Origin of the sequence: Enterobacter quasimori, from assembly GCF_018597345.1 — a bacterium.
Taxonomy (GTDB): domain Bacteria; phylum Pseudomonadota; class Gammaproteobacteria; order Enterobacterales; family Enterobacteriaceae; genus Enterobacter; species Enterobacter mori.
Genome location: NZ_JAHEVU010000002.1, coordinates 217,658 through 244,123, shown reverse-complemented (window position 1 = coordinate 244,123; position 26,466 = coordinate 217,658). Strand labels below are relative to the sequence as shown.

Sequence of the window (26,466 nt, the reverse complement as noted above, 5' to 3'; positions counted from 1 at the left end):
GTCTCTGTGGACGTCTGCCTCCCCCTCACCCCGGCCCTCTCCCTCAAGGGAGAGGGAGCAAACCGCCCCCTCGCTCCTTTGGGGGGAGGGTTAAGGTGAGGGAAAGTTCTTATCAGTTTGCGCTGTAGTTCATCACCACACCGCTTAGCCCGGAGATCTGCTTCAGCTCACCCAGCGACCCTTTCAGCTTATCTTTCGACGCTTCCGGCCCCACCAGGATACGGGTAATTTTACCCTGCACCGGCGTGGAAGGTGAAGTGTAAACACGGTATCCCGCACCGCGCAGTTTACTCACCACCTCGTTGACTTTATCGGCGTTTTTTAATGCGCCAAGCTGAACAACGTAGGCTTTACCCGTCGGTGCCGCGTCTTGTTTCGCCGGCGGTGGGGTTTCTGACGCTGCAGCCAACTGCTCGACCGCTTTATCCCGCTGCGGCTTCGGCTGCGGTTTCTCGACAGGCTTCGGTTTTTCAACAGCCTTAGGCTGCTCCACCGGCACCGGATCGATTTCGATATTGTTATTCGCAGCCAGGCGAGAAGGATCGAGCGACGGAGCAGCAGCATCGCCTGCGCGCACCTCTTCTGCCGCGCCCTCCGGCGGCTGAGCTGGCAGCGCCTGCGTCGCGGCAGGCAGCATGTCTGGCTCATCGCGATCGCCCGGTTTCGGCACCAGCGGAATGGCCGCAAATTCGTCCTGATAATGCTTTTTCTGCCCGTCGAGCAGTCCCGGAAGAATAATCACCCCGAGCGCGACCAGCACAATGGTTCCTGTTAAACGGTTCTGAAACTTACTCGCCACCGGTTCTCCCCGCGTCCATCACTTCCATGACATGTGCCACCGTGTGGAATGAACCACACACCAGCACGGTATCTTCTGGTTTAGCATCCGCCATCGCAGCATGCCAGGCCTGAGCCACGCTACTGTAGATTGCGCCTGTGCCGAGATGTTCCATCAGCTGCTCAGCCGTCGCGCCGCGCGGCCCCTCCAGAGGAGCACAATACCAGCTATCGACCACACTCTCCATGCAGGCCAGCGTCCCGCCGATATCTTTATCATGAAGCATACCGATAACCGCCAGCACGCGCCCGGTTTTTGGTAACGATTTGAGACGTCCTGCCAGATACGCCGCCGCGTGCGGGTTGTGGGCCACGTCCAGAATAAGACGCGGCGACTCGCTGACAATCTGGAAACGCCCCGGCAGGATCGCGTTCTGGATACCGTCGCGGATCGCCTGCTCGCTCACCGTCAATCCACTGGCACGCAGTGCCGCCAGCGCGGTGGCCGCGTTCGGCTGCGGTACCTGCGGTAACGGCAGGTCGTCCAGCGCCCCCTGCGCATCGCTAAAGCGCCAGCCGTTGTCCTGCACCTCATAGTGCCAGTCCACGTCGCGGCGCATTAAATGAGCGCCCTTCTCGTTTGCCACGTCAGCAATAGTGTGTGGCATATCCGGCTCGCCGACCACGGCGGGTTTGTTTGCCCGGAAAATGCCGGCCTTCTCGCGGCCAATGCTTTCACGGTCTGGCCCCAGCCAGTCGGTATGATCCAGCGCGATGCTGGTAACGACGGCGACATCCGCATCCACCATATTGGTGGCGTCAAGACGACCACCGAGCCCAACTTCCAGAATTACCACGTCAAGCTGCGCCTGTTTGAACAGCCACAGCGCTGAAAGCGTGCCGTATTCGAAATAGGTTAATGAGATTTCACCGCGAGCGGCTTCAATTTCCGCGAATGACGCCGTATGGGCAGATTCCGGCAGTTCGCGGTTCTGCACGCGCACCCGCTCGGTGTAGCGCACCAGGTGTGGGGAGCTGTAAACGCCTACCCTGTAACCCGCCGCCATCAGGACAGATTCCAGCGTGCGGCAGGTCGTGCCTTTCCCGTTGGTGCCCGCGACGGTGAACACGAACGGAGCCGGTTTGAGCACATCAAGACGCGAGGCGACCTGGCTTACGCGTTCAAGCCCCATATCGATGGTTTTACTGTGCAGGTTTTCCAGATAAGAAAGCCACGCGGCCAGGGGCGACGTGGCTTGGGGAATGCTTTTATTTTCCATAATGCCCGGTTGTCATTAACAGATTAGAAAGCAAAAGGGCAGCGCCAACCGGCCCTGCCCTTTTCAGTTATCAGGCCTCGGGTTCCTGATCCGGTACGATCACGCCTTCGCGCGGCTCGTCCGGGTTCGGCGCGGGCAGATTCATCAGCTTCGCCAGGATGCTTGCCAGCTTCAGGCGCATTTCCGGACGGCGGACGATCATGTCGATGGCGCCTTTCTCGATGAGGAACTCACTGCGCTGGAAGCCCGGCGGCAGTTTTTCACGTACGGTCTGCTCGATAACGCGAGGACCGGCAAAGCCGATCAGCGCTTTTGGCTCAGCGATGTTCAGGTCGCCCAGCATTGCGAAGCTCGCGGAGACGCCGCCCATGGTTGGGTCGGTCAGCACGGAGATATACGGCAGACCGCGCTCCTGCATTTTCGCCAGCGCAGCAGAGGTTTTCGCCATCTGCATCAGCGACATCAGCGCTTCCTGCATACGCGCACCGCCGGAGGCAGAGAAGCAGATCAGCGGACAGTTGTCTTCCAGCGCCTGCTCAACGGCACGCACGAAGCGCGCACCGACCACAGAGCCCATTGAGCCACCCATAAAGGAGAACTCAAACGCGGCGGCAACAACCGGCATCTCATGCAGGGTGCCCTTCATGACGATCAGCGCGTCTTTCTCACCGGTCTCTTTCTGTGCTGAGGCCAGGCGATCTTTGTATTTTTTGGAATCGCGGAACTTCAGCACGTCTTTTGGCTCAAGTTCGCTACCCAGCTCTACCAGAGAGCCTTCGTCCAGCAGGCTATGCAGGCGGTTGCGCGCCGACATACGCATGTGGTGGTCACATTTTGGACACACTTCAAGATTGCGCTCCAGTTCTGCGCGATACAGAACCTGGCCGCAGCTATCACACTTCGTCCATACCCCTTCAGGAATGCTCGCTTTACGCGTTGGGGTAATGTTGCTTTTAATTCGTTCAATCCAGCTCATTGATAACCTTTCTGCCTGAACCTGGTCGTATGCCAGTTTTGCTATAAGAGGCGAATAATGCCATTTTTGCCTCCAACAGACCATGAATGTTGCACATTAAAACATAACAGCCCGAAACTTTGGATAAAAAAGTGGTCGAACCGCCAGCGTGCATTTACTTCGCTTGTTTAGCTGCCGCCCGTTTGTGACGGATGATTTCGATAACGCCCGGCAGTACGGAAAGCACAATAATCGCTACAATCAGCAACTTAAGGTTTTCCTGAACCACTGGCAGATCGCCAAACAGGTAGCCTGCGTAAGTAAAGAGCAGTACCCACAGCAGCGCACCGACAACGTTATACATCGCAAAATGACGATAGGACATATGCCCCATTCCTGCCACAAACGGTGCAAAGGTACGAACGATGGGGACAAAACGGGCAAGAATAATGGTTTTGCCGCCGTGACGCTCGTAGAAGGCATGCGTTTTATCTAAATAGCTGCGGCGGAAAATTTTGGAATTCGGGTTACTGAACAGCCGTTCGCCGAACACGCGCCCGATGGTGTAATTGACCGCGTCTCCCACAATGGCGGCGACGATCATCAGCACAACCATTAGATGGACATTCAGGTCATTGGTCGGCAGAGCGGACAACGCACCGGCCACAAACAGCAGCGAATCGCCGGGCAGGAACGGCGTCACCACCAGACCGGTTTCACAGAACAGGATCAGGAACAGAATGGCATATACCCAGACGCCATACTGCGCGACCAGCTCCGCCAGGTGAACATCAATATGCAGAATGAAATCAATCAGAAAACGTATTACGTCCATATTGTCTAAGCCTTAATTGCACCTTTGTTTAGTCCGCTAAAAACAGCGGGCCCATTGGCGGTTTTGGCAGGTCAAACCGATCCGGATAATCCACCGAGACCAGATACAGCCCTTCCGCTTTCGCCGTTGCTGCCGCAAGCGTTCTGTCCTTCGCTGCCAGCAGTTCTGCAATCCAGCTCTCCGGCTGGTGTCCGGCGCCCACTTCCATCAGGCTGCCAACAATATTCCGCACCATATGATGTACAAAGGCATTGGCTTTGATATCAACCACCACATACGCGCCATAACGACTGACGTTAATGTGCATGACGTTACGCCACGGCGTGCGGGACTGACACTGCACCGCGCGAAACGACGTAAAGTCATTTTCTCCAATCAGACACTGCGCCGCACGCTGCATACGTTCTGCATCAAGCGGCTCATAAAAATGCGTCACGCCCAGGCTTAACACTGCCGGACGCAGACGCTGGTTGTAGATGACGTAGCGGTAACGGCGCGCGGTGGCGCTGAAACGCGCATGAAAATCATCCGGCACAGCTTTCACCCAACGCACGGCAATGTCACCAGGTAAATTCGCATTTACACCCAGCGTCCAGGCAGCATCCTTGCGCACGGCGGTGGTTTCAAAGTGCACCACCTGCCCTGTGCCGTGAACACCGGCGTCGGTTCGGCCTGCGCATAAGACGTTAATCGGCTCATTCGCGACCTGAGAAAGCGCTTTCTCCAGCTTTTCCTGAACGCTGCGCACTTCGTTCTGACGCTGCCAGCCATAATATTTACTGCCGTCGTACTCAATGCCGAGAGCAATTCTATGGACCGGCTTTTGTTCCACTTCTGACATCAGTACAGGTACTCCTGTACCAGCTTCTCGGCGATTTTAACTGCCATCAGCGCGCCGCCAAAGCGTACGTTATCGGCAACGGACCAGAACTGAACCTGCTCCGGCATGCCGTAATCGTTGCGCACGCAGCCAACGGAAAGATGCGCGCTGCCGGTGGCATCGCCCACCTGGGTCGGGAATTCACTCTCTTTAGAAAGCACGATATCTTCACCGCGGCTAAACGCATCGCGCGCTTCTTCCGCCGCCAGCGGACGCAGGGCTTCAAAGCCTACCATCTGCGCGTGGCCGTAGAAGACAGGCGACTGCACAACGTTAGCGGAGATCATCAGCCCTTCATCCTGCAGCACTTTGCGTACTTCATCGACGATTCGACGCTCTTCGCGCACGGAACCTTCACGATCCGGCAGCAGTGGCAGCATGTTGAACGCCAGCTGGCGACCAAAGAAATCATCTTCATCAATCGGAATACCGTTCAGCAGCTTGGCGCTCTGTCCGGCCAGCGCATCGACCGCTTTTTTACCGTTAGCGGAGGCCGACAGCAGACTGGTCACATTAATACGAGACAGGCCGCCGTCGTCGATCAGCGGTTTCAGCGCAGTCAACAGCTGGCTGGTCAGGCTGTTCGGTACCGCGATGAGGTTGCGGTTGCGGTAGTCAGCCAGCACGAACGGGTTCACGTCCGGCACCACCAGCGGCACATCCGGCTCCATTGAGAACAGGCCGCTCAGGTCGATCACCAGGCAGCCTGCGTTGGTCGCCTCTTCAACGTATGCCGCAGTCGCTTCAGCGCCCGCGGCGAAAAACGCCAGCTGCGCCTGCGTCCAGTCGAACGCTGCCGCGTCCTGGACCATCACGGATTTACTGTTAAAACGCAGATGCTCACCTGCGCTGTCGGTACGCGCCAGCGCATAGATGTCGCCCACCGGGAACTGACGCTCAGCAAGGGTTTCGAGCAGGGCTTCGCCCACGGCACCCGTGGCACCTAAAATGGCAATGTTCCAGCCTTCAGACATGGTGGTTTACTCCAGAAATAAAAAAGCGTCCCTGTCGGAGTTTCCGACAGGGAGCATTAAGAAGACATTAACGTGCCGGGTGATGAACGGCGTTAAACCCTAGTTTATGCAGCAGCGTCGCCGCCGACGCGTCGTCGCACATCACATACAGGGAAGACCACTCGCGGCGCTCAACGTAGTTTTTGCGCAGCTTATCAAACTCACCCGGGATACCCGCCACTTTACGCAGCAGCGCGTCATCGCGGCGCACATCATACACCAAATGCACCAGCCTTTTCAGCGTTGCCTGATCGAGCGGGCCGTGCAGAGTGATGCGACCAAATTCTGGCGCGGGGAGTAAGGTATCCAGCGCCACCTGCTGCGGATGACCGATAAAGGCGCTGTAGGCTTCAAACACCTGCGTCGTGCCGCGCGCTTTGCCTTCAAGCGTGTAGCCAGCGATATGCGCGGTGCCCACGTCCACCTTGTTGAGTAGCTCAACGTTGAGGTCCGGCTCGGGTTCCCAGACGTCCAGCACCACGCTCAGATCTTGCCCCTCTGTCAGACATTTCAACAGCGCGGCGTTGTCCACGACCGGGCCACGGCAGGCATTTATCAGAATAGTGCCAGCCTTCAGACGGCGGATCAGCGTTTCATCGGCCAGATGCAGAGACTTATACGGCCCCTCTTTGAAAAGCGGCGTGTGGAAGGTGATCACATCGCACCGTTCAACCAGCTCATCCAGCGAGCGGAAGTCGCCTTCATCGCCGTTATCTTTGCGCGGCGGGTCGCACAGCAGGGTGCGGATCCCTAACGCTTCAAAACGCTTTTGCAGTCGACCGCCCACGTTGCCCACGCCGACAATCCCCACGGTGCGGTCTTTCAGCGCAAAACCATCGCGCTCGGCCAGCATCAGCAGCGAGGAGAAAACGTATTCCACAACGGCAATGGCGTTACAGCCCGGCGCGGCGGAAAAACCAATCCCCGCCTGCTGAAGCCACCTGTCATCCACATGATCGGTCCCTGCCGTTGCGGTCCCGACAAATTTCACCGTTTTGCCGGAGAGCAACGCCTCATTTACTTTGGTCACCGAGCGCACCATCAGGGCATCGGCATCATCCAGTTCGTTCACCGGAATCGGGCGACCAGGGACAGCCTTAACGTCGCCAAGGCGGCTAAACAGCTCGCGGGCGTAAGGCATATTTTCATCAACGAGGATTTTCACGTCTGAGTACCTGTTTGAGAGGAAGAAAACCTGCCAAGTGTGCCATAATCTCGCCGCCAGGCATATATGTCCGCCGGGTTAACGCTGAGTTTTGACTTTAAGGATTCCGACGATGCAGCCTATTTCAGGTACGCCGCCGCGCCCTCCGGGTGAAGGCCCCTTAACGCCGCCGAGTGTTGCAGGCGAACAGCCGCTCTCCACGCAACAGCGCACCGTGCTGGAGCGACTGATCACGCGCCTGATTGCGCTGACGTCGCAACAAAACGCGGAAGTCTGGGCCGGGGTGAAGCATGACCTGGGCGTGAAGAACGACGTACCGCTGCAGTCGCGCCACTTCCCTGCCGCCGAGCAGAACCTAAACCAGCGAATCAACGCCGCGCAACAAAATCACACCACTCGCCAGATTGTGTCGCAGTTGACCGAGCTACTGGGCCAGGGGAACAATCGTCAGGCGGTCAGTGATTTTATTCGCCAACAGTATGGTCAGACCGCCCTGAGCCAGCTCACGCCCGATCAGCTCAAAACGGTGCTGACGCTGCTGCAAACCAATCAGCTGTCGATTCCACAGCCTCAGCAGCGCCAGGCGACCGAACGCCCGCTGCTGCCCGCTGAGCACAACACGCTTAATCAGATGGTGACCAAACTGGCCGCCGCCACCGGCGAGTCGACAAAGCTCATCTGGCAATCCATGCTGGAGCTGTCCGACGTGAAAAGCGGCGAGTTGATCCCGGCCAGACAGTTTACGCATCTGGTCACCTGGCTGCAGGCGCGCCAGACGCTCAGCACGCAAACTGCCCCGACCCTGCACACGGTACAGGCTGCACTGAAACAGCCGCTCGAACCGCACGAGTTTGAGGCGGTGCGGGATTATGCCCAGCAGACCTGGCAGGCCACACCGCAAACGGTGCTGACCACGGCGCAGGTGCAGGATATATTGAATCAGATCTTTGTTCGTCGCGCCGAGCGCGAAGGCGGCATTCCTGAAGCGCGAAACATTCAGCCGATTTACAGCCCGCTGTTTGCGCCCGTCGTGGAAACCTTCAAAACGCTGTCCGCCCGTCCGGGGCTGATGTTTATTGCGTTGATAATTGCGCTGGCGATTTTCTGGCTGGTTGCCTGACCTTTTTGCCCGGTGGCGCTCCGCTTACCGGGCCTACAACGGATCGAACCGTAGGCCGGGTAAGGCAGAGCCGCTACCCGGCAACAACAGCTCAAATCCTGCGAAACGCCACCAGCGTCACCACAATCCCCACCACCGCTGAAACGGCCCCGGCAAGAAATACGGACGGATAGCCAAAGGATGTCGCCAGCAGCCCCGCCAGCGGCGCGGTGACGCCGTACGAGATATCCTGAAACGCGGCATACCCACCGAGCGCGGTGCCGCGCACCTGCGGGGCCACGCGTTTCACCACCTCAACGCCCAGCGCCGGGAAGATCAGCGAGCAACCGCAGCCGGTCAGCGCCGCCCCCAGCAGCGCAACGTAGGCATTGGGTGCCTGCCAGAGCAGCAGCAGACCAATGGTCTCAATGACCAGCGAGGCTACCGCCACCTTCACGCCGCCTAAGCGATCCGGCATCCAGCCAAAAAGCACGCGCATCAGCACGAACGCGCCGCCAAACGCGGTGAGCGTAAAGCCCGCCATTGCCCAGCCACGGCTCATAAAGTACAGGGAGACGAAGGTACCTATCACCGCGAAGCCAACGCCCTGTAGCGCCAGGCCGAGACCCGGCTGCCAGATTTGACCGACGACGCTCCACAGGGATGGGCGTTCGCCTTTATGGGCCGGGACTTTTCGCACTGAACCATTAAATGCCCACGCCAGCAGCGGCAGCACCATGGTGGTACCCGCCAGCGCCGCAAAACCAAACTGGCTGTGGATCAGCAGACCCAGAGGAGCACCTGCGGCCAGAGCACCGTAGATGGCCATCCCGTTCCAGGACATGACCTTGCCCGAACGCGCAGGGCCAACCAGCCCCATCCCCCAGGTCAGGGTACCGGTCAGCAGCTGACTTTCACCGAATCCGAGGATTAAACGCCCCAGCACCAGCAGCGCAAATTTATACGCGGCGTCTACCGGCAGGAGCGCGGCCAGCAGCCACGCGCCGCCCGCCAGCCCGCAGGCAAACATGCCCTGCAGCGCGGAGCGTTTTGCACCGTGCTGATCCGCCAGGCGTCCGGCATAACCGCGCGTTAACACCGTCGCTAAAAACTGAATTCCCACGGCGATGCCAACCAGGGTATTGCCATAGCCCAACTCCTGGTGAACAAACAGCGGGATCACCGGCAGCGGCAGGCCAACGGTCATGTAGGTAAGAAATACCGCAAAAGCGATGCGGAACAGCGAGATGTTCCCGGACGTGGCGTTTATATCTGATGTAGCGGCCGTCATGCATAACTCCGATTTCAGGCATAAAAAAGGGAGCCTTCAGGCTCCCTTCTACTATACATTCAAACGCTTATGCTTTCAGCTTACGCATGACCAGCGTGGCGTTGGTGCCGCCGAAACCGAAGCTGTTGGACATCACGGTCGTCAGCGTCGCATCCGTTGGTTTGGTGACGATGTTCAGGCCAGCAGCCTGCTCGTCCATCTCATCAATGTTGATGCTTGGCGCGATAAAGCCGTTTTCCAGCATCAGCAGAGAGTAGATCGCTTCCTGAACGCCAGCCGCACCCAGAGAGTGACCGGTCATGGCCTTGGTTGCAGAGATCGCCGGGCTGTTGTCGCCGAAGACTTCGCGGATCGCACCCAGCTCTTTCACGTCGCCTACCGGCGTAGAGGTACCGTGGGAGTTCAGGTAGTCGATTGGGGTATCAACGCCGTGCATCGCCATCTTCATGCAGCGCACTGCGCCTTCGCCGGATGGCGCAACCATATCGGCGCCGTCAGACGTTGCACCGTAGCCCACGATTTCAGCGTAGATGTGCGCGCCGCGAGCCAGTGCGTGTTCCAGCTCTTCAACCACAACCATACCGCCGCCGCCCGCGATAACGAAACCGTCGCGGTGTGCGTCATAGGTACGGGACGCTTTGTCTGGCGTCTCGTTGTATTTGGTGGACAGTGCGCCCATTGCGTCGAACTCACAGGCCATTTCCCAGCCCAGCTCTTCGCCGCCGCCAGCAAACACGATGTCCTGTTTGCCCAGCTGGATTTGCTCAACCGCGTTACCGATACAGTGCGCGGAAGTCGCACAGGCGGAGCTGATGGAGTAGTTCACACCGTGAATTTTGAACGGTGTCGCCAGGCAGGCAGAAACCGCTGAACCCATGGCTTTGGTCACAACGTATGGACCTACCGCTTTCAGGCCGCGCGGGCTACGCATGGCGTCAGCACCGAATACCTGCGCTTTAGATGAGCCGCCGGAACCGGCAATCAGACCCACGCGCGGGTTGTTCTGATAAACCTCTTCGCTCAGGCCAGAATCTTTGATCGCTTCCTGCATGGAGAGATAAGCATAAATAGAGGCATCGTTCATGAAACGAACCACTTTGCGGTCAATCAAACCGGTGGTGTCCAGTTTGACGTTACCCCATACGTGGCTACGCATACCTGAATCTTTAAACTCTTCAGAGAAAGTGATCCCGGAGCGTCCTTCACGCAGAGATGCCAGGACTTCCTGCTGGTTATTACCGATGCTGGAAACGATGCCCAGGCCAGTAATCACTGCACGTTTCATTCAATACCTCTGTAAGTCGCACTATAGTAAGTTTCGAGTCGCACAATAGCGTACACTTGTACGCCGAACAAGTCCGATCAGACATTTTCTGCGGAAATTTGCACCGATGGACTCACATCGTTAAGATCGTGCCACTGCCTGTCAGACGAGTAACTTACGTGAAACAAAACGCTATACAACCCGCCAACCTCGAATTCAACGCTGAGGGTACACCTGTTTCCCGAGATTTTGATGACGTCTATTTTTCTAATGATAACGGACTTGAAGAGACACGTTATGTTTTTCTCGACGGAAACCAGCTGGGCGCCCGATTCCCCGAGCATCCCCGCAGTCTGTTCGTGGTAGCGGAAAGCGGATTCGGCACCGGACTCAATTTTCTGACCCTCTGGCAGGCGTTTGATCGGTTTCACGCTGCCCACCCTGAGGCTACCCTCAAAAGATTACATTTCGTCAGTTTTGAAAAATTCCCGCTCACTTTGCACGATTTGCAGCTTGCACATCGGCGCTGGCCGGAACTGGCAACCTGGGCAGAGCAGCTTCAGGCGCAATGGCCACCGGCCGTGGGTGGCTGCCATCGTCTGATTCTGGACGGTGGACGCGTCACCCTGGATTTATGGCTGGGGGACATTAACGAACTTACCGATCGGCTCGACGATTCGATGAACCAGAAAGTGGACGCCTGGTTCCTGGACGGTTTTGCCCCCGCCAAAAATCCGGATATGTGGAGTCAGCATCTGTTTAGCGCAATGGCGCGTCTGGCCCGCCCGGGCGCAACGCTCGCCACCTTTACCTCGGCAGGCTTTGTCCGCCGCGGGCTGCAGGAAGCGGGCTTTACCATGCGTAAAACCAAGGGGTTTGGCCGCAAACGCGACATGCTGGTCGGGACGATGGAACAGACGTTGAATGTCCCCGCACAGGCGCCGTGGTTTTCCCGTCGCGCCAGTGCAACACGCGAGGTAGCACTCATTGGCGGCGGCATTGCGAGCGCCCTGCTCTCGCTCGCGCTTCTGCACCGTGGCTGGCAGGTCACGCTCTACTGCGCTGATGAGAAACCCGCGACGGGGGCCTCAGGCAACCGTCAGGGCGCGCTTTATCCTCTGTTGAGCGCGCACGACCCGGCGCTGTTCCAGTTTTTCCCGGCGGCATTTACGTTTGCTCGTCGTCTGTACGATCTTCTGCCTGTTGATTTTGACCACGACTGGTGCGGCGTAACGCAGCTTGGCTGGGATGAGAAGAGCCAGCAAAAAATTGCGCAAATGCTGTCGCTGGGTCTGCCGGAGGCGATCGCCCATTCGGTCACTGCACAGCAGATTGCTGATACCACCGGCGTCGACACGCGCTGTGACGGCATACAGTATCCGCTCGGCGGCTGGCTATGCCCGGCCGATCTGACGGCGGCGGCAATCACGCTGGCCCAGTCGCGCGGGCTGACGGTTCACTATGCCCACAAGGTCGAATCGCTTAGCCGGACAGAATGCTGGAATCTGCACTTTGCTGATGGCAAAGCGGCGCAGCATGCCAGCGTTGTGCTGGCAAACGGGCATAACATCAGCCAGTTTATCCAGACAGAAACGTTGCCTGTTTATCCGGTCGGTGGTCAGGTCAGCCATATCCCAACCGCGCCTGCGCTCGGCAAACTGCGTCAGGTGCTGTGCTATGACGGCTATCTGACGCCGCAAAATCCGTCTAACGGCCATCACTGCATCGGGGCGAGCTATCATCGTGGCAAAACGGAGATGCGCTACAGCGACGCGGACCAGCAGCAGAGCCGCCAGCGTCTGGTTGACTGTTTCCCGGATGCGGCGTGGGCGAAAGAGGTTGACGTCAGCGAGGGGGAAGCCCGCTGCGGCGTACGCTGCGCCACGCGTGACCATCTGCCGATGGCGGGAAATGTGCCGGACTACGACGCGACGCTTGAGGCCTATCAGGACCTTGCTGATAACCGGGATAAAGCGGTAAGCGCGCCGGTTTATCCGGAACTGTATATGCTGGGTGGATTAGGGTCTCGCGGGCTGTGCTCAGCCCCGCTGCTGGCTGAAGTGTTAGCCGCGCAGATGAGCGACGAGCCGATTCCGCTGGACAGGGTTACGCTTGCGGGGCTGAATCCGAATCGATTGTGGGTGCGGAAACTGCTGAAGGGGAAGAAGGTTAAGTAGGGCGCGGTCTGGTGCCCTCACCCTAACCCTCTCCCACAGGGAGAGGGTGGCGATACATTTACTTCGCTTTCGCCTGCTGGAACAGATTGTCCCACATGCCCAGCACCAAAGACTGGTCGCGCGGAGAGAGCTCCCCGGCCTGAATGGCTTTTTCCAGGCTGCGCGTCACTTCTTCGTGAACGGCGTCGGCAGAGTGATCGTCACCTGCCTCCAGCTCGGCGACGGCAAGCGTCAGGTGACCACGCAGATAACCGCTGGCGAACAGCTCATCATCACTGGCGTGTTCCACCATGTCATCAATTAACGCCAGAATGCGTGATTCAAATTCTGCGATCATCTTCTTTCCTCTGTTAAAGATCTTCCGGCCACGGGAAGCATTCCGCCGCGATCGCCGGCGTGTGGTAATAATTCTGTAAAGCCTCGATCAGGCGCGCCGGACGTTCCGGGATGCCCTTCTCAAGATATTCCATCACCTGCTTATGAACGCGGCGCTGGAAGACGATACGATCCGGCTCGAAGTCGCCTTCCAGGTTGTCGCAGCTCACGTTGAACGGGAAGCCCGCCGCCACGCAGAACAGCCACTCCAGCGCCTGGGGTTTGACTTCCACATCCTCAAACTGCCCCTGCGTCGCGGCATCTCGCCCGTCCGGGCAATACCAGTAACCGAAGTCCACCAGCTCGCGACGTGCTTTCCCCGCGATGCACCAGTGCGAAATCTCGTGCAAACCGCTGGCGTAAAAGCCGTGGGCGAACACGATGCGGTTATACGGAACCTCTGCATCAGCAGGAAGATAGATCGGTTCGTCGTCGCCTTTAATCAGACGGGTATTAAAATCATCAGCAAAACAGCCGTCGAAAATCTCAATCAGCTGTTCGTATTTATGCGTACTGTTCATTAGTGCATCCCCAACCAGGTGAGGATCTCCTGTCCATGGCTGTCATAAAGCAGTTTGGCACTCATCACCGCCGAGACCACAACAATCATCGGACGGATCAGCTTTTGCCCCTTACTCAATACCAGACGCGAGCCCGCGCGCGCGCCTAAAAATTGGCCCACCATCATCACAAAGCCGGTTGCCCAGATAACCTTGCCGCCAATGATAAACAGCAGCAGACCGCCGACGTTTGAGGTCGCGTTGAGCACTTTGGCATGGGCGGTGGATTTGGCGAGGTTGAATCCGGCCAGCGTCACGAACGCCAGCGCATAAAACGAGCCTGCGCCCGGGCCGAAGAAACCGTCATAAAAACCAACACAGCCCCCGGCAACCAGCGCAAACGGCAGGCCGTGCAGGCGACGCTGCCGATCTTCTTCACCGAGTTTGGGCATCAGTAAAAAATAAAGGCCAATGCAAATAACCAGGATCGGCAGGATCTGGCGCAAAACATCCGACTGCACGTGCTGAACCAGCAGCGCGCCCGACGTCGAGCCAATAAAGGTCATCAGAATATTGAGCTTTTGATCGGCCAGGCTCACCACCTTGCGGCGGATAAAATAGAGCGACGCCGAGAGCGAGCCGCCACAGGCCTGCAGCTTGTTAGTAGCCAGCGCCTGAGCCGGGCTCATGCCCGCCGCCAGCAGCGCCGGAACCGTCAACAAACCGCCCCCACCCGCCAGCGCATCGATAAACCCGGCGAGCATAGCAACAAAAAAGAGCACCGCCAGCAGCAGCGGTGACACCATAAACAGATCGACGAAATTATCCATTAAAGTACATGCTCATCCAGTAGCGCCTGGCAGGAAGGCGGCAGCGGAGGCGGTGTCTTCTTCTCAGGCTTAGAGGTTCCAGGCTTCGCCGGTTCAAACCAGCTTTGCAGTTCATAACCACAGCCATCGCCAGGCGGTGGAAGCGGCTGATCTTCACATTCCAGGCTGTTCGCCGGGCAGCGCAGACGAACGTGCATATGTGCACGGTGCTGGAACCACGGACGCACTTTGCGCAGCCAGTCGCGATCCGTTCCGGCATCCAGACAGAGCTGCTGCTTAATGGCCGGGTTAACGAAAATCCGCGTGACGTCGTTATCTTCTGCCGCCAGCTTGATCATGCTGGAGACATCCTGCGTCCACAGGGAGGGCACCACGCGCTTACCGTCGCTCGCGACCAAATCCAGCGCCTGCGGTTTCAGCAGCTGCGAAGACGTCCAGCGCGTTTTCGGCAATTGTAAGAAGATATCGACATCCAGTCCGGTCTGGTGGCTGGCGTGACCGCCGTTGAAGCGGCCCCCGGCAGGCATTCCCATATCGCCAATCAGCATCGTGCCCAGCCCCAGGTTATGCACCTGATTACCGAGGCGCTGTATAAACAGCACCAGATCCGGATGGCCGAAATAGCGGCGCTGATCGGTACGCATCACCTGGTAGGTGTCCGACTGCAGCGGAAGTTCCTGCGCACCTACGATGCAGCCGTTAGAGAAAGCACCAATGGACTGCGCACTGCCCGCCACCGGATGGGTGATTTTTTGCCACGGCGTGGCGGCCAGAGAGGCTCCACTGGCGAGCAGCGCCAGCAGAGCAATTGCGGTTTTTTTCATGTTTACCAGCGTGGAATGGTGGTCGTCACATCCGCATTCTGCGCGCGCTGGCGCAGGAAGTGATCCATCAGCACGATCGCCAGCATTGCTTCAGCGATCGGCACCGCGCGGATCCCCACGCACGGATCGTGACGTCCTTTGGTGATCATCTCAACTTCTTCACCAGAGCGGTTAATCGTGTGGCCCGGCACGGTAATGCTGGAGGTCGGCTTCAGCGCGATGTTGGCAATAATTTGCTGCCCGCTGCTGATACCGCCCAGAATGCCGCCCGCGTGGTTGCTCTGGAAGCCCGCTTTCGTGATTTCGTCGCGGTTCTGGCTGCCGCGCAGCTGGACCACGTCAAAACCGTCGCCAATCTCGACGCCCTTCACCGCGTTGATGCTCATCAGCGCGTGGGCGATGTCGGCGTCGAGGCGGTCGAATACCGGCTCGCCCCAGCCAGCCGGAACGCCGTCAGCCACCACCGTGACTTTCGCACCGATGGAGTCGCCCTCTTTTTTCAGGCCGCGCATCAGTTCGTCGAGCGCCTCCAGCTTGTCGGCATCCGCGCAAAAGAACGGATTTTGCTCGACCTGCTCCCAGTCTTTGATCGCCAGCGGAATGTCGCCCATCTGGGTCAGACAGCCGCGGATAACGATGCCAAATTTCTGCTGCAGGTATTTCTTGGCAATGGCGCCAGCCGCCACGCGCATCGCGGTTTCACGCGCGGAAGAGCGTCCGCCGCCGCGATAGTCGCGGAAGCCGTACTTTTGTTCGTAGGTGTAGTCGGCGTGGCCCGGACGGAACACGTCTTTGATGGCACCGTAGTCCTGAGAGCGCTGATCGGTATTTTCGATCAGCAGGCCAATGCTGGTCCCGGTGGTGCGCCCTTCAAAGACGCCGGAGAGAATTTTGACCTGGTCCGGCTCGCGACGCTGCGTGGTGTAGCGAGAGGTGCCCGGACGTCGGCGGTCGAGGTCGTGCTGTAAATCGGCTTCGGTCAGTTCGATGCCTGGCGGTACGCCGTCTACGATACAACCGAGTGCCAACCCGTGCGATTCCCCAAAGGTGGTCACGCGGAATACCTGTCCAATACTGTTTCCTGCCATCACGGCTCCGATGTTGTTGTTTGTGTTTGAGCGTTGTGAAACGGGCCGAAGCCCGCTGGATTAATCTTTATAGATGCTGAAGTGTTCGCGCGCGTCGAGCAGCTGCGCTTTGGTCAGCATAAAGACGCCGTCACCGCCGTTGTCGAACTCGAGCCAGGTGAACGGCACATCCGGGTACTGCTCTATCAGATGTACCATGCTGTTGCCCACTTCACAAATCAGAACGCCGTCGTCGGTCAGGTAATCCGGCGCGCAGGCCAGAATGCGGCGGGTCAGCTTCAGGCCATCAGAGCCTGATGCCAGGCCCAGCTCCGGCTCATGGCGGTATTCGTTTGGCAGATCGGACATGTCTTCTGCATCGACGTACGGCGGATTGGTGACGATCAGATCGTACTGCAGCGTCGGCAGATCGCGGAACAGATCGGAGCGAATTGGCGTAACGTGATGGATCAGGCCGTGCTCTTCAATGTTGTGCTCGGTTACGGCCAGCGCGTCAGTAGAGATATCGACCGCGTCCACTTCCGCTTCCGGGAATGCGTAGGCACAGGCAATCGCGATGCAGCCGCTACCGGTACACATATCCAGAATATGCTGCGGCTGATGGTTAATCAGTCCTTCAAAGTGGTTGTTGATCAGCTCGCCAATCGGCGAGCGCGGCACCAGCACGCGTTCATCAACATAGAACTCGTGGCCGCAGAACCAGGCCTTGTTGGTCAGGTAGGCGACAGGAATACGCTCGTTCACGCGGCGGATCACGCGCTCAACGATGCGGTGTTTTTCGCTGGAGGTCAGGCGCGCGGTGCGCATGTCTTCCGGGATATCCAGCGGCAGGTAGAGGGACGGCAGCACCAGCTGAACGGCCTCATCCCACGGGTTATCGGTACCGTGACCGTACCAGATGTTGGCGGCGCTGAAGCGGCTAACCGACCAGCGCAGCATGTCCTGTATGGTATGCAGCTCGTTTACTGCTTCATCGACAAAAATTTTATCCACTCTTTCCTCCAGGGCATGCTCGCATAATTTTCGGCGGCTAGTTTGCCATGAAGACGGCGATAAATCAGCAATGACGCGTACCGCTTGAGGTTAAAAAATGCGTTTAGTCGGGTACACTATCGGAAATACGAGATGAGAATGCCAAATGAAAAAGAAAACATCGCTCAGCGAGGAGGATCAGACGCTCTTCCGACAGCTGATGACCGGGACGCGTAAAATCACGCAGGACACCATCGTTCATCGTCCTCAGCGCAAAAAAATCAGCGAAGTGCCGGTCAAACGACTGCTTCAGGAGCAGGCCGATAACAGCCACTATTTTTCAGATGAATTTCAGCCGCTGCTCAACACGCAGGGGGCGGTGAAGTACGTACGCGAAGACGTCAGCCATTTTGAGCTGAAAAAGTTACGCCGTGGGGACTATTCACCGGAGCTGTTTCTCGATCTGCACGGGTTAACCCAGATGCAGGCGAAGCAGGAGCTGGGGGCATTGATTGCAGCCTGTCGTCGTGAACATGTTTTCTGCGCCTGCGTGATGCATGGCCACGGCAAGCATATTCTCAAGCAGCAGACGCCGCTGTGGCTGGCTCAGCATCCACACGTGATGGCGTTTCATCAGGCACCCAAAGAGTACGGCGGAGATGCCGCATTGCTGGTGTTGATTGAAGTCGAGGAATGGCAGCCGCCAGAATTGCCCTGACAGGATGGCGGGAAGCACATTGCACCCCGCCATATCGCACGTCACGTCAGATCGCTTTTGCCATCTTCAGGTTGCACGGACTCATTTGCCAGTTAAAGACACCTTTGCCGGTTTCGTCGAGGGTGACATTGGCAATGGCGGAAGTCGTGAACATAGGCGGCGTTTCGCCAGGGCACAGCTCAGATACCAGATAGCCGACCAGCGGCAGGTGGGAAATGACCAGTGCGGAAGCGACACCTTCATTGCACAGCGCCTGAAGATAGGCACTCACCAGACCTACATCGCCACACGGCGTGAGTTCAGGGAGAACATCCACACTGGAAGGCAGGTTCATACACTCCCCTACCACATCCAGCGTCTGTTCTGCACGCAGGAACGGACTCACCAGAACGCGTTCAATGTCCACCTTTTGACCTTTAAGCCAGGTCGCCATCTGACGGGATTCGTCGCAGCCACAGACTGTCAAAGGACGTACTGAGTCACTGGCGGCATCGAGTGCCGCGTCGCCGTGACGCATGATAAAAACTTGCATATTGCACCGCTTTTGTTAACCAGAATCACCGGCGTTGACTACCCGCGATTAAAGCAGAGAGGTAGAAAACCCGATGGCCGGGCATTGTGCCTGATCCATTCGGTGAATGAAACGCTGTTTTTTACCTCAATGGCGTAAGTATAGTCAATCTCTGTTTACAAAATCGCCAAAACAGGTTCATTCACTTCAGGATTTACCCTTCTTTGACCTCAGCTTACGAGGACAGTTTCCCTTGCAGGCCAAAATGTCTGGCCCCGTTCCGCCATCTGCAATAATTCGTCACAGGGTGTAAACCGTGGACCATATTGCGAAGCCAGACGTTGCAGAATTGCGACCACTTCACCCGCACCAAGGGAGTCCATATACCGGAACGGGCCGCCAAGGAACGGCGGGAAACCAATGCCAAATACCGCGCCGATGTCGCCATCGCGCGCGCTTTTGATGACCTGCTCACCAAAGCAGCGCGCCGCTTCATTGAGCATCATCATCACGCAGCGTTCAGCGCACTGAACCGCGGAAAGTTTTCCCTGACCGGTAACAGAAATAAGCCCATAAACCGCAGGGTCGACCTGTTTCTTGCTTTTACGCCCTTTTGTCCCGTAAAGATAGAAACCGCGTTCATTTTTTCTGCCTTTGCGATCGTCCTTCAAAATTGCAGAAACAATGTTTGCAGGCGGGCTAAAACGGTCTCCGTAAGCCGCCTCCAGTACAGGTATAATTTTAGTGCCGGTGTCTATTCCCACCTCATCCAAAAGTTGGATTGGGCCAACGGGGAAACCAAACTTTACCAGCGCCTCGTCGACGTGCTCAATCTTCTCCCCTTCCGTCAGCAGCCGCATGGCTTCATTAATGTAGGGCGCCAGAATGCGGTTGACGTAGAAGCCGGCTTTATCTGCTACCACGATCGGCGTTTTACCCTGCTTCTTCGCAAGCTTGACTACCGTGGCGATGGTTTGCGGACTGGTGGTAGCATGTGGAATAACTTCCACCAGCGGCATTTTTTCGACCGGGCTGAAGAAGTGAAGTCCAATCACCTGCTCCGGACGCGCGGCGTTCGCCGCAATGTCGCCAATCGGTAATGACGACGTGTTGGAAGCAAAAATGGTGTGCGGGGCGCAATGCTGTTCAACGTCTGCCACCATCTGCTGCTTAAGCGCCAGATCCTCAAACACGGCTTCAATCACCAGATCGCGGTGCGCAAAACCGCTGTAATCCGTTGTCCCGGAGATCGTCGCCAGGGTTTTATCACGCTCGCTTGCCTTGATATGGCGGCGCTTGACCTTTTGATCAAGGTTCTGCCAGCTGTACTGCAGCGCGTGGTTGATCCCCTTAGGATTAATGTCTTTGATGCGTACAGGCAATTTGCCTTTGCTTGCGGTAACAAAAGCGATACCGCCGCCCATAAGCCCGCCTCCCAGCACGCCAACGGCGCGCAGCGGCGCAGGTTCAGCATCGCTTCCCGGATCTTTTTTGACGTCTGTGCTGGCAAAGAAGATGCTGCGCAGCGCCTGAGACTGCGGCGTCATCGCCAGTTCGCCAAAAGCTTTTGCCTCGGCGGCATAACCGCTGCTGCTACCCTGCGACAGCCCGGTCTCAATCACCTCAAGAATGCGCTTCGCCGCCGGATAGTTGCCTTTGGTTTTTTGTTCGGTCTTTTTACCCACCATATTAAACAGGAGCGTTCTCCCCAGTGGCCCTGCCAGCACGCGCTCACGCACAGGAAGAGGACGTCTTACCTGACGTCCTTTCAGCGCAAGCTCAACGGCGGCCTCCAGCAAAATGGACTGCGGCACGACGTCATCGACCAGACCGGCCTTCAGCGCCTGACGGGCGCGCAGCTGCTTGCCGGTTAAGATCATCTCCAGCGCCGTGCTGACGCCCACCAGGCGCGGCAGACGTTGCGTTCCGCCGGAGCCAGGCAGCAGGCCCAGCTGCACTTCCGGCAGGCCCAGAATGGTTTTCGGATCGTCGGTACATATACGGCTATGGCAGGCCAGCGCCAGCTCCAGCCCACCGCCCAGACAGGCACCGTGGATAGCGGCGATAACCGGGATCGGCAGGCTGTTGATCTCCGCCATCACCTGCTGGCCCTGACGCGCCAGCTCTTCGGCCTCCAGCGCGCTTTGCGCCCGGGCGATCATGTTGATATCGGCCCCGGCGATAAAGTTATCCGGCTTGGCGGAGATAAACACCAGGCCGCGAATGGCTTTGTTCTCGCGGATCTGCTTTAGCATCGCGCGCACCTGAACGCCAAATTCGGCCTTCAGGGTATTCATCTTTTCATCAGGCACATCAATAGTGATAACGGCCACGTTATCGAGGCGAACCGTCAGATTAAATGCAGATGGCATATCCATTATTCAGCCTCCAGAACCATTGCTGCGCCAAGGCCGCCCGCCGCACAGGCGGTAACAAGGCCAAACCCGCCGCCGCGGCGACGGAGTTCATGTAATGTTTGTGTGATCATGCGCGCGCCGGTGGCGGCAAACGGATGACCGTAGGCGATAGAGCCGCCCAGCACGTTGAATTTGCTCTGATCCACTTCGCCGGTCGCGTGGGCGCGGCCCAGCACATCGCGTGCGAAACGCTCGCTTGCCAGCAGCTGGACGTTTGCCAGGGTTTGCGCGGCAAAGGCTTCGTGCATATCAATCAGGGTTAAGTCAGCCAGCGTCAGCCCCGCGCGTTCCAGCGCCAGCGGCGTGGACCATGCCGGACCTAACAGCATGTCCTGCCAGACGTCAATTGCCGTAAAGGCGTAGCTGCGTAAATAGCCGAGGGGAGTAATGCCCAGCTCCTTCGCACGGGATTCGGTCATCAGGATCACGGCGGCGGCCCCGTCCGTCAGCGGCGTACTGTTCGCCGCCGTCACCGTGCCGTGCTTGCGGTCAAACGCCGGGCGCAGTTTGGCGTAATCCGCCAGCGTTGAGGTGCCGCGAATATTGTTATCTTCCGCAAGCGGTTCGCGATAGGGCGGAATGTAGGCGGTCATGACCTCGTCGGTCAGCTTGCCTTCCGACCAGGCTTTTGCCGCAAGCTGATGCGAGCGATGCGCCAGCGCATCCTGCTGTTCACGGGTAATGCCGTAGGTTTTCGCCATCTGCTCGGCGGTATCGCCCATGCGCAGGCCGGTGGAATATTCAGCCACCGCGGGCGGGACAGGCATCAGATCGCGCAGGCGTAAACGCGAGAAGAGCTTGAGTTTCTGACCCGTCGTACGGGCTTTGTTAGCATCGACCAGGATACGCGCCAGCTTTTTACTGACCCCAATCGGCAGTACCGAAGAGGAGTCCGCCCCGCCCGCGATACCCGCGCGAATAGTCCCCGCCATCAGGCTTTCGGCCACGTTCGCCACGGCCTGGAAACTGGTCGCGCAGGCGCGGCTGACGCTGTAGGCATCGGTATGCACATTCATTCCCGTGCCGAGAACAATTTCACGTGCAATATTGGGGGCTTCAGGCATCTGCACGACCTGTCCGAAGACCAGCTGTTCGATGACCTCAGGCGGGATTTCGCTGCGAGCCAGCATCTCGCCTACGACCATTTTTCCCAGATCGACGGCCGGTATACCGTGAAAGGCAGTTGCCTGACGCGCAAACGGCGTTCTCAACCCGCTCACAATGGCAATGCGATCACCTTGGCGGGTGATAAGCGGTAATGCCTGACTCATAACATTCCCCTGTAAAAAACTTTACACAAATATCTAAGTGGTCTGACCTGATAACAGTCTTAACCATTTTTTTACATTCAGCCAATTGGGGAAGCATAAAAATGAGAGCTAAAACACAGAGAAGAAAAAGAAAAATGCCCCTGCATAGCAGGGGCATTTGTGCGGTATGTTGCCGGGTGGCGGCGTTGCCTTACCCGGCCTACACGATCGTAGGCCCGTGCAAGCGAAGCGCCGCCGGGCAAAAAGGATTAACGCAGGCCTAACTGGAAAATCAGGGTTTCTGCTTCACAGGCGAAAACAAAGTCGATGTCCAGCTTCACGCCGCCGTTCACTTCGGTGAAGGTCGACTTGATTTCGCACGGATCGGATTCTACTTCACGCGCACGCTGACTCAGCGCGGCCAGGGTTTCTTCCGCTTCGGCACGGCTAGTGAATACACGGCTGTAAGACGCGGTGCAATCGGTGTTGTCCATGATGGTGCCAACATCCATACAGCAGCAAACCGGGGTTTCATCAGCACTGCATTTACTCATAGCTCAATTTCCTCTGTATTCGCGCAAGGCGCGAGATAAACACGATGCTGATATTTTACGCCCCGCCGCTGGCTCTCTCCAGCCGTTAATGACGCAAAATCGGATAAGTGAGCAATATCACACTAAAAAATGATCTAAAACAAAAACCACCCTTTCGGGTGAGTCTCGCTGGTCACAATTTTGCCAACCAGATCTCGTTTCACGAAACATGTTTGAAAATATTAATAAACAAACTTGCAACATTCATGCTGGTCGGACCTATACTCTGGCCACTGGTCTGATTTGTCTGTCATACCTCAGACCCTACACTTCGCGCTCCTGTTACGGTATGTAACAATTATTGAATAAAAATAACTCAATGAGGTTATGGTCATGAGCCAGAAAACCCTGTTCAACAAGACTGCGCTGGCAGTCGCAGTGGCACTCGTCTCCACTTCCGCATGGTCAGCGGGCTTTCAGTTAAACGAATTTTCTTCCTCTGGCCTTGGCCGCGCGTATTCGGGGGAAGGTGCGATTGCGGATGATGCGGGTAACGCGAGTCGTAACCCTGCATTGATCATGATGTTCGATCGTCCGACCTTCTCTGCCGGTGCGGTTTACATCGATCCCGATGTCAATATTTCCGGCAAATCGCCTTTCACCGGCGCGAGCCTGAAAGCGGATAACATTGCGCCGACAGCGTGGGTACCTAACCTGCACTTCGTTGCGCCGATTAATGAACAATTTGGTTGGGGTGCGTCAGTCACCTCTAACTATGGTCTGGCAACCGAGTTCAATAACAATTACCCGGCAGGCGAATATGGGGGCAAAACCGATTTAACGACCCTCAACCTGAACCTGAGCGGCGCGTATCGTCTCAATGAAAGCTGGAGCTTCGGCCTGGGCTTTGATGCCGTCTACGCTGATGCCAAAATTGAGCGTTATACCGGTGAACAAACTGCCGCTCTGCCGAAAAACAGCAACAAGATCGCCAGCCTGAAGGGCGATGAGTGGGGCTACGGCTGGAACGCGGGTATTCTGTATGAGCTGGACAAAAATAACCGCTGGGGTCTGACCTATCGCTCAGAGGTGAAAATTGATTTCGATGGCGATTACAAAAGCGGCATCCTGAGCCCTGTAAACGGCATGGTTCCGGGTGCAGGCACCACCATCCCGTGGGGCACCTCAAACCAGACGGTACCAGGCTCACTGTCACTGCATCTGCCAGAAATGTGGGAAGTCTCCGGTTACAACCGCGTCGCGCCACAGTGGGCTATTCACTATAGCCTGGCATACACCAGCTGGAGTCAGTTCGAAGAGTTGAAAGCGACCGGCACCAATGGTCAGACGCTGTTCTATAAGGACGAAAGTTTCCACGACGCATACCGTATTGCGCTGGGTACAACCTACTATATGGACGACAACTGGACGTTCCGTACCGGTATCGCGTTTGATGATAGCCCGGTTCCGGCTGATAAGCGCTCCATCTCCATCCCGGATCAGGACCGCTTCTGGCTGAGTGCGGGTGCAACCTATGCATTCAACGAGAATGCGTCAGTCGACGCTGGCGTCTCTTATATGCACGGTCAGAAAGTGACGTTCCAGGAAGGCCCTTACGAGTTCACCTCTGAAGGTAAAGCCTGGCTGTTCGGTACCAACTTCAACTACGCGTTCTAATCGCGCAGGGATCAAAAAAGGTGAGCATCGCTCACCTTTTTTATTTATTCCGAATCGATATCTTTTAGCTCATTCTCGATGGCTTTCGCGTTCGGATTATCTTCCGGCTTCAGCTTGCCGCCGTTGGCAATGAAGTCATGGTTCTGGAAGTACGCCTCGCGCACCATGATATACGGATCGGAAGACTGGCGCAGCAGACCGTCAGAGTCCAGCAGCTGCGCACGCGTTTCGATCCCTTCCACCGTCCACTTACCAATCGACAGCGGCCAGGTCAGCCATGACAGCACAGGATACAGCGTATCCACCATATCGCCGCCATCATCACGCACGGTGAAACTGCCATAGAACGGCAGATGCACATACGGACCATAACCTACACCGTAATGCCCCAGCGTGCTGCCGAAACGGTGCGGCTGTTCACGCTGCAGTTTCGTGTTTGCCATGCCCGCGACATCAATGAAGCCGCCCATACCCAACAGGGAGTTCAGGAAGAAGCGCGTAAAGTGCACCATCCCCTGATACGGATCACCTTGCAGGAAATAGTTCACCATCACCGCAGGCTCTTCCAGGTTGCTGGTGAAATTGCTTAATCCATTACGCGCAGGTTGTGGAACATAATCGCGCCATGCCACCGCAACCGGGCGGACCAGATACGGATCCAGCACGTTATAGTTGAAGCTGTACATCGAGCGGTTAAATCCTTCAAGAGGATCGGAGCGTCCCGTTTGCTCCCCGGAGCTGGCGCAGCCCACAAGCATCGTCGCGCCCAGCGCAAGCGCCGACAGCCGAAGTTTCATAATTATCTCCCTGTTCAGTATGGCTATCGTTGATTGCCATCCGTAACGGAGCATCTGGCGCTCCGTATGAAAACGTGCAAGAGATTGTAACAGCACGTTTCCCGATGTCTATGAGCACAATTACGGGCAGTAACCACCGTCACTCTGATCTCAGCATAGCCTGGCTTTAGGAATTCGTTTCGCTGGCAATTTTATAATGTCTTTGAAAGAGATGTATCACCTTTGTTGCCATTGCCACTAATTTAAGAGCATCCCCACAGGCATCACGATAAAAGCCGCTACGCTTTAAAGAAAGAGCATCCTCCAGGAGCGGTTATGAAAGAAGTGGGCGAAGAAAAAATTGGCGAGAGCAATGAGGACGTAGAAATTGAGAGTGAGGAAAAAGAGCGTGGCGAGAAGATAGAGATCGACGAAGATCGCCTGCCCTCCCGTGCGATGGCGATCCACGAGCATATACGTCAGGATGGCGAAAAGGAGATGGAACGCGACGCCATGGCCCTGTTCTGGTCGGCGATTGCTGCCGGTCTCTCGATGGGCGCGTCGCTGCTGGCCAAAGGCATATTTCATGTCCAGCTGGAGGGCGTGCCGGGTGGCTTTTTGCTGGAGAATCTTGGCTACACCTTCGGCTTTATCATCGTCATCATGGCGCGCCAGCAGCTCTTTACTGAAAACACCGTCACTGCCGTGCTGCCCGTCATGCAAAACCCTACCCTGGGCAATTTCGGCTTGCTGATGCGGCTCTGGAGCGTGGTATTGCTTGGGAATATCATTGGTACAGGCATCGCAGCCTGGGCCTTTGAGTACATGCCGATATTTGATGAGCCCACCCGGGATGCGTTTGTAAAAATAGGCATGGATGTGATGAAAAACACGCCCTTAGAGATGTTCTCTAATGCGATTATCTCCGGCTGGATCATCGCCACCATGGTGTGGATGTTCCCCTCGGCAGGCAGCGCAAAAATTGTGGTGATCATCCTGATGACGTGGCTGATTGCGCTCGCCGATACCACGCACATCGTGGTGGGTACCGTTGAAATTCTCTATCTGGTCTTTAATGGCACGCTACACTGGAGCGATTTCTTCTGGCCGTTCGCCCTGCCAACGCTGGCGGGTAATATTTGCGGTGGGACCTTTATCTTTGCGCTGTTGAGCCATGCGCAAATCCGCAATGATATGTCGAACAAGCGTAAAGCAGAGCTTAAGGCGCAGGAAGATAATGAAAAATCGGCCTGAATGGT

At 57.0% G+C, this 26,466-nt stretch carries 25 protein-coding genes; 5 read left to right on the top strand and 20 right to left on the bottom strand.

Annotated elements, in window-relative coordinates:
• Nucleotides 1-112: 112 nt before the first annotated feature.
• From dedD to pdxB, 7 genes are all read right to left on the bottom strand, one after another.
• Complete coding sequence (dedD, locus tag KK102_RS09575; RefSeq protein WP_216357461.1) at nt 113-799, bottom strand: cell division protein DedD; 687 nt, start codon at nt 797-799, stop codon at nt 113-115.
• Nucleotides 789-2,057, bottom strand: a complete 1,269-nt coding sequence (gene folC / locus KK102_RS09570; protein WP_216357460.1) for a bifunctional tetrahydrofolate synthase/dihydrofolate synthase — start codon at nt 2,055-2,057, stop codon at nt 789-791. Before folC ends, dedD begins: the two co-directional genes overlap by 11 nt.
• 70 nt (nt 2,058-2,127) lie before the next feature.
• On the bottom strand, nt 2,128-3,033 hold the full coding sequence (accD, locus tag KK102_RS09565; protein ID WP_216357459.1) for an acetyl-CoA carboxylase, carboxyltransferase subunit beta: 906 nt from the start codon (nt 3,031-3,033) through the stop codon (nt 2,128-2,130).
• A 154-nt stretch (nt 3,034-3,187) separates the two neighbouring features.
• Entirely contained in the window at nt 3,188-3,847 is a 660-nt protein-coding gene (locus tag KK102_RS09560) for a DedA family protein (protein ID WP_216357458.1), read from the bottom strand.
• A 28-nt stretch (nt 3,848-3,875) separates the two neighbouring features.
• Nucleotides 3,876-4,688, bottom strand: a complete 813-nt coding sequence (truA, locus tag KK102_RS09555) for a tRNA pseudouridine(38-40) synthase TruA (RefSeq protein ID WP_216357457.1) — start codon at nt 4,686-4,688, stop codon at nt 3,876-3,878.
• Entirely contained in the window at nt 4,688-5,701 is a 1,014-nt protein-coding gene (locus tag KK102_RS09550) for an aspartate-semialdehyde dehydrogenase (protein ID WP_216357456.1), read from the bottom strand. Before KK102_RS09550 ends, truA begins: the two co-directional genes overlap by 1 nt.
• 67 nt (nt 5,702-5,768) lie before the next feature.
• Nucleotides 5,769-6,905, bottom strand: a complete 1,137-nt coding sequence (pdxB, locus tag KK102_RS09545; protein WP_216357455.1) for a 4-phosphoerythronate dehydrogenase PdxB — start codon at nt 6,903-6,905, stop codon at nt 5,769-5,771.
• Nucleotides 6,906-7,017: 112 nt separating this feature from the next.
• On the opposite strand from pdxB, the gene flk reads away from it, so the two are divergent.
• The gene (gene flk, locus KK102_RS09540) at nt 7,018-8,025 is read left to right on the top strand and encodes a flagella biosynthesis regulator Flk (protein ID WP_216357454.1); all 1,008 of its coding nucleotides are present in this window, start codon (nt 7,018-7,020) and stop codon (nt 8,023-8,025) included.
• 91 nt (nt 8,026-8,116) lie between these two features.
• Here flk and KK102_RS09535 read toward each other — a convergent pair whose 3' ends face one another.
• Both KK102_RS09535 and fabB read right to left on the bottom strand, forming a co-directional pair.
• Nucleotides 8,117-9,295: an MFS transporter gene (locus tag KK102_RS09535; RefSeq protein WP_216357453.1), complete on the bottom strand. Its 1,179-nt coding sequence runs from the start codon at nt 9,293-9,295 to the stop codon at nt 8,117-8,119.
• A gap of 67 nt (nt 9,296-9,362) precedes the next feature.
• The gene (gene fabB / locus KK102_RS09530; protein WP_047652586.1) at nt 9,363-10,580 is read right to left on the bottom strand and encodes a beta-ketoacyl-ACP synthase I; all 1,218 of its coding nucleotides are present in this window, start codon (nt 10,578-10,580) and stop codon (nt 9,363-9,365) included.
• Nucleotides 10,581-10,738: 158 nt separating this feature from the next.
• On the opposite strand from fabB, the gene mnmC reads away from it, so the two are divergent.
• A complete protein-coding gene (mnmC, locus tag KK102_RS09525; protein ID WP_216357452.1) occupies nt 10,739-12,736 on the top strand; it encodes a bifunctional tRNA (5-methylaminomethyl-2-thiouridine)(34)-methyltransferase MnmC2/FAD-dependent 5-carboxymethylaminomethyl-2-thiouridine(34) oxidoreductase MnmC1 in 1,998 nt (665 codons plus the stop codon).
• A 58-nt stretch (nt 12,737-12,794) separates the two neighbouring features.
• On the opposite strand, the gene KK102_RS09520 is transcribed toward mnmC, so the two are convergent.
• Genes KK102_RS09520 through prmB form a run of 6 tightly spaced genes read right to left on the bottom strand, consistent with a single transcriptional unit; the run spans nt 12,795 to nt 17,346 of the window.
• Complete coding sequence (locus KK102_RS09520) at nt 12,795-13,073, bottom strand: YfcL family protein (protein ID WP_048029667.1); 279 nt, start codon at nt 13,071-13,073, stop codon at nt 12,795-12,797.
• 13 nt (nt 13,074-13,086) lie between these two features.
• Nucleotides 13,087-13,632, bottom strand: coding sequence for an elongation factor P hydroxylase (locus tag KK102_RS09515; RefSeq protein ID WP_126544337.1), 546 nt, complete (start codon nt 13,630-13,632; stop codon nt 13,087-13,089).
• On the bottom strand, nt 13,632-14,441 hold the full coding sequence (locus KK102_RS09510) for a sulfite exporter TauE/SafE family protein (RefSeq protein WP_126544336.1): 810 nt from the start codon (nt 14,439-14,441) through the stop codon (nt 13,632-13,634). Before KK102_RS09510 ends, KK102_RS09515 begins: the two co-directional genes overlap by 1 nt.
• On the bottom strand, nt 14,441-15,265 hold the full coding sequence (gene mepA, locus KK102_RS09505) for a penicillin-insensitive murein endopeptidase (protein ID WP_010433221.1): 825 nt from the start codon (nt 15,263-15,265) through the stop codon (nt 14,441-14,443). The genes KK102_RS09510 and mepA overlap by 1 nt, the downstream gene beginning before the upstream one ends.
• 2 nt (nt 15,266-15,267) lie before the next feature.
• Nucleotides 15,268-16,353, bottom strand: a complete 1,086-nt coding sequence (aroC, locus tag KK102_RS09500) for a chorismate synthase (protein ID WP_216357451.1) — start codon at nt 16,351-16,353, stop codon at nt 15,268-15,270.
• A 60-nt stretch (nt 16,354-16,413) separates the two neighbouring features.
• The gene (gene prmB / locus KK102_RS09495; protein ID WP_023312578.1) at nt 16,414-17,346 is read right to left on the bottom strand and encodes a 50S ribosomal protein L3 N(5)-glutamine methyltransferase; all 933 of its coding nucleotides are present in this window, start codon (nt 17,344-17,346) and stop codon (nt 16,414-16,416) included.
• A gap of 145 nt (nt 17,347-17,491) precedes the next feature.
• Here prmB and smrB point away from each other — a divergent pair, with 145 nt between their 5' ends.
• Nucleotides 17,492-18,043 carry an endonuclease SmrB gene (smrB, locus tag KK102_RS09490; RefSeq protein ID WP_042718983.1) on the top strand — a complete coding sequence of 184 codons (552 nt, stop codon included), beginning with the start codon at nt 17,492-17,494 and terminating at the stop codon, nt 18,041-18,043.
• Between the two features lie 46 nt (nt 18,044-18,089).
• Here smrB and sixA read toward each other — a convergent pair whose 3' ends face one another.
• The 4 genes from sixA to KK102_RS09470 all read right to left on the bottom strand — a co-directional run bounded on the left by sixA (nt 18,090) and on the right by KK102_RS09470 (nt 22,775).
• Complete coding sequence (sixA, locus tag KK102_RS09485; RefSeq protein WP_003861375.1) at nt 18,090-18,575, bottom strand: phosphohistidine phosphatase SixA; 486 nt, start codon at nt 18,573-18,575, stop codon at nt 18,090-18,092.
• Between the two features lie 209 nt (nt 18,576-18,784).
• A complete protein-coding gene (gene fadJ, locus KK102_RS09480) occupies nt 18,785-20,932 on the bottom strand; it encodes a fatty acid oxidation complex subunit alpha FadJ (RefSeq protein WP_216357450.1) in 2,148 nt (715 codons plus the stop codon).
• Nucleotides 20,932-22,242, bottom strand: a complete 1,311-nt coding sequence (gene fadI / locus KK102_RS09475) for an acetyl-CoA C-acyltransferase FadI (RefSeq protein WP_032666638.1) — start codon at nt 22,240-22,242, stop codon at nt 20,932-20,934. Before fadI ends, fadJ begins: the two co-directional genes overlap by 1 nt.
• Before the next feature lie 248 nt (nt 22,243-22,490).
• Nucleotides 22,491-22,775: a YfcZ/YiiS family protein gene (locus KK102_RS09470; protein WP_216357449.1), complete on the bottom strand. Its 285-nt coding sequence runs from the start codon at nt 22,773-22,775 to the stop codon at nt 22,491-22,493.
• Nucleotides 22,776-23,147: 372 nt separating this feature from the next.
• On the opposite strand from KK102_RS09470, the gene fadL reads away from it, so the two are divergent.
• A complete protein-coding gene (fadL, locus tag KK102_RS09465) occupies nt 23,148-24,431 on the top strand; it encodes a long-chain fatty acid transporter FadL (protein ID WP_216357448.1) in 1,284 nt (427 codons plus the stop codon).
• A 44-nt stretch (nt 24,432-24,475) separates the two neighbouring features.
• Here fadL and mlaA read toward each other — a convergent pair whose 3' ends face one another.
• Nucleotides 24,476-25,228, bottom strand: a complete 753-nt coding sequence (gene mlaA, locus KK102_RS09460) for a phospholipid-binding lipoprotein MlaA (RefSeq protein WP_126544331.1) — start codon at nt 25,226-25,228, stop codon at nt 24,476-24,478.
• A 315-nt stretch (nt 25,229-25,543) separates the two neighbouring features.
• Between mlaA and KK102_RS09455 the strand changes: the two genes are divergently transcribed.
• Nucleotides 25,544-26,461 carry a formate/nitrite transporter family protein gene (locus tag KK102_RS09455; RefSeq protein WP_126544330.1) on the top strand — a complete coding sequence of 306 codons (918 nt, stop codon included), beginning with the start codon at nt 25,544-25,546 and terminating at the stop codon, nt 26,459-26,461.
• Nucleotides 26,462-26,466: the final 5 nt, after the last annotated feature.

Bases quoted from the DNA above. Each gene is read 5' to 3' on its own strand.
- folC (WP_216357460.1), bottom strand. From the start codon at position 2,057: ATGGAAAATAAAAGCATTCCCCAAGCCACGTCGCCCCTGGCCGCGTGG.
- accD (WP_216357459.1), bottom strand. From the start codon at position 3,033: ATGAGCTGGATTGAACGAATTAAAAGCAACATTACCCCAACGCGTAAA.
- KK102_RS09560 (WP_216357458.1), bottom strand. From the start codon at position 3,847: ATGGACGTAATACGTTTTCTGATTGATTTCATTCTGCATATTGATGTT.
- truA (WP_216357457.1), bottom strand. From the start codon at position 4,688: ATGTCAGAAGTGGAACAAAAGCCGGTCCATAGAATTGCTCTCGGCATT.
- KK102_RS09550 (WP_216357456.1), bottom strand. From the start codon at position 5,701: ATGTCTGAAGGCTGGAACATTGCCATTTTAGGTGCCACGGGTGCCGTG.
- flk (WP_216357454.1), top strand. From the start codon at position 7,018: ATGCAGCCTATTTCAGGTACGCCGCCGCGCCCTCCGGGTGAAGGCCCC.
- KK102_RS09535 (WP_216357453.1), bottom strand. From the start codon at position 9,295: ATGACGGCCGCTACATCAGATATAAACGCCACGTCCGGGAACATCTCG.
- fabB (WP_047652586.1), bottom strand. From the start codon at position 10,580: ATGAAACGTGCAGTGATTACTGGCCTGGGCATCGTTTCCAGCATCGGT.
- KK102_RS09520 (WP_048029667.1), bottom strand. From the start codon at position 13,073: ATGATCGCAGAATTTGAATCACGCATTCTGGCGTTAATTGATGACATG.
- KK102_RS09515 (WP_126544337.1), bottom strand. From the start codon at position 13,632: ATGAACAGTACGCATAAATACGAACAGCTGATTGAGATTTTCGACGGC.
- KK102_RS09510 (WP_126544336.1), bottom strand. From the start codon at position 14,441: ATGGATAATTTCGTCGATCTGTTTATGGTGTCACCGCTGCTGCTGGCG.
- mepA (WP_010433221.1), bottom strand. From the start codon at position 15,265: ATGAAAAAAACCGCAATTGCTCTGCTGGCGCTGCTCGCCAGTGGAGCC.
- aroC (WP_216357451.1), bottom strand. From the start codon at position 16,353: ATGGCAGGAAACAGTATTGGACAGGTATTCCGCGTGACCACCTTTGGG.
- smrB (WP_042718983.1), top strand. From the start codon at position 17,492: ATGAAAAAGAAAACATCGCTCAGCGAGGAGGATCAGACGCTCTTCCGA.
- sixA (WP_003861375.1), bottom strand. From the start codon at position 18,575: ATGCAAGTTTTTATCATGCGTCACGGCGACGCGGCACTCGATGCCGCC.
- fadJ (WP_216357450.1), bottom strand. From the start codon at position 20,932: ATGGATATGCCATCTGCATTTAATCTGACGGTTCGCCTCGATAACGTG.
- fadI (WP_032666638.1), bottom strand. From the start codon at position 22,242: ATGAGTCAGGCATTACCGCTTATCACCCGCCAAGGTGATCGCATTGCC.
- KK102_RS09470 (WP_216357449.1), bottom strand. From the start codon at position 22,775: ATGAGTAAATGCAGTGCTGATGAAACCCCGGTTTGCTGCTGTATGGAT.
- fadL (WP_216357448.1), top strand. From the start codon at position 23,148: ATGAGCCAGAAAACCCTGTTCAACAAGACTGCGCTGGCAGTCGCAGTG.
- mlaA (WP_126544331.1), bottom strand. From the start codon at position 25,228: ATGAAACTTCGGCTGTCGGCGCTTGCGCTGGGCGCGACGATGCTTGTG.
- KK102_RS09455 (WP_126544330.1), top strand. From the start codon at position 25,544: ATGAAAGAAGTGGGCGAAGAAAAAATTGGCGAGAGCAATGAGGACGTA.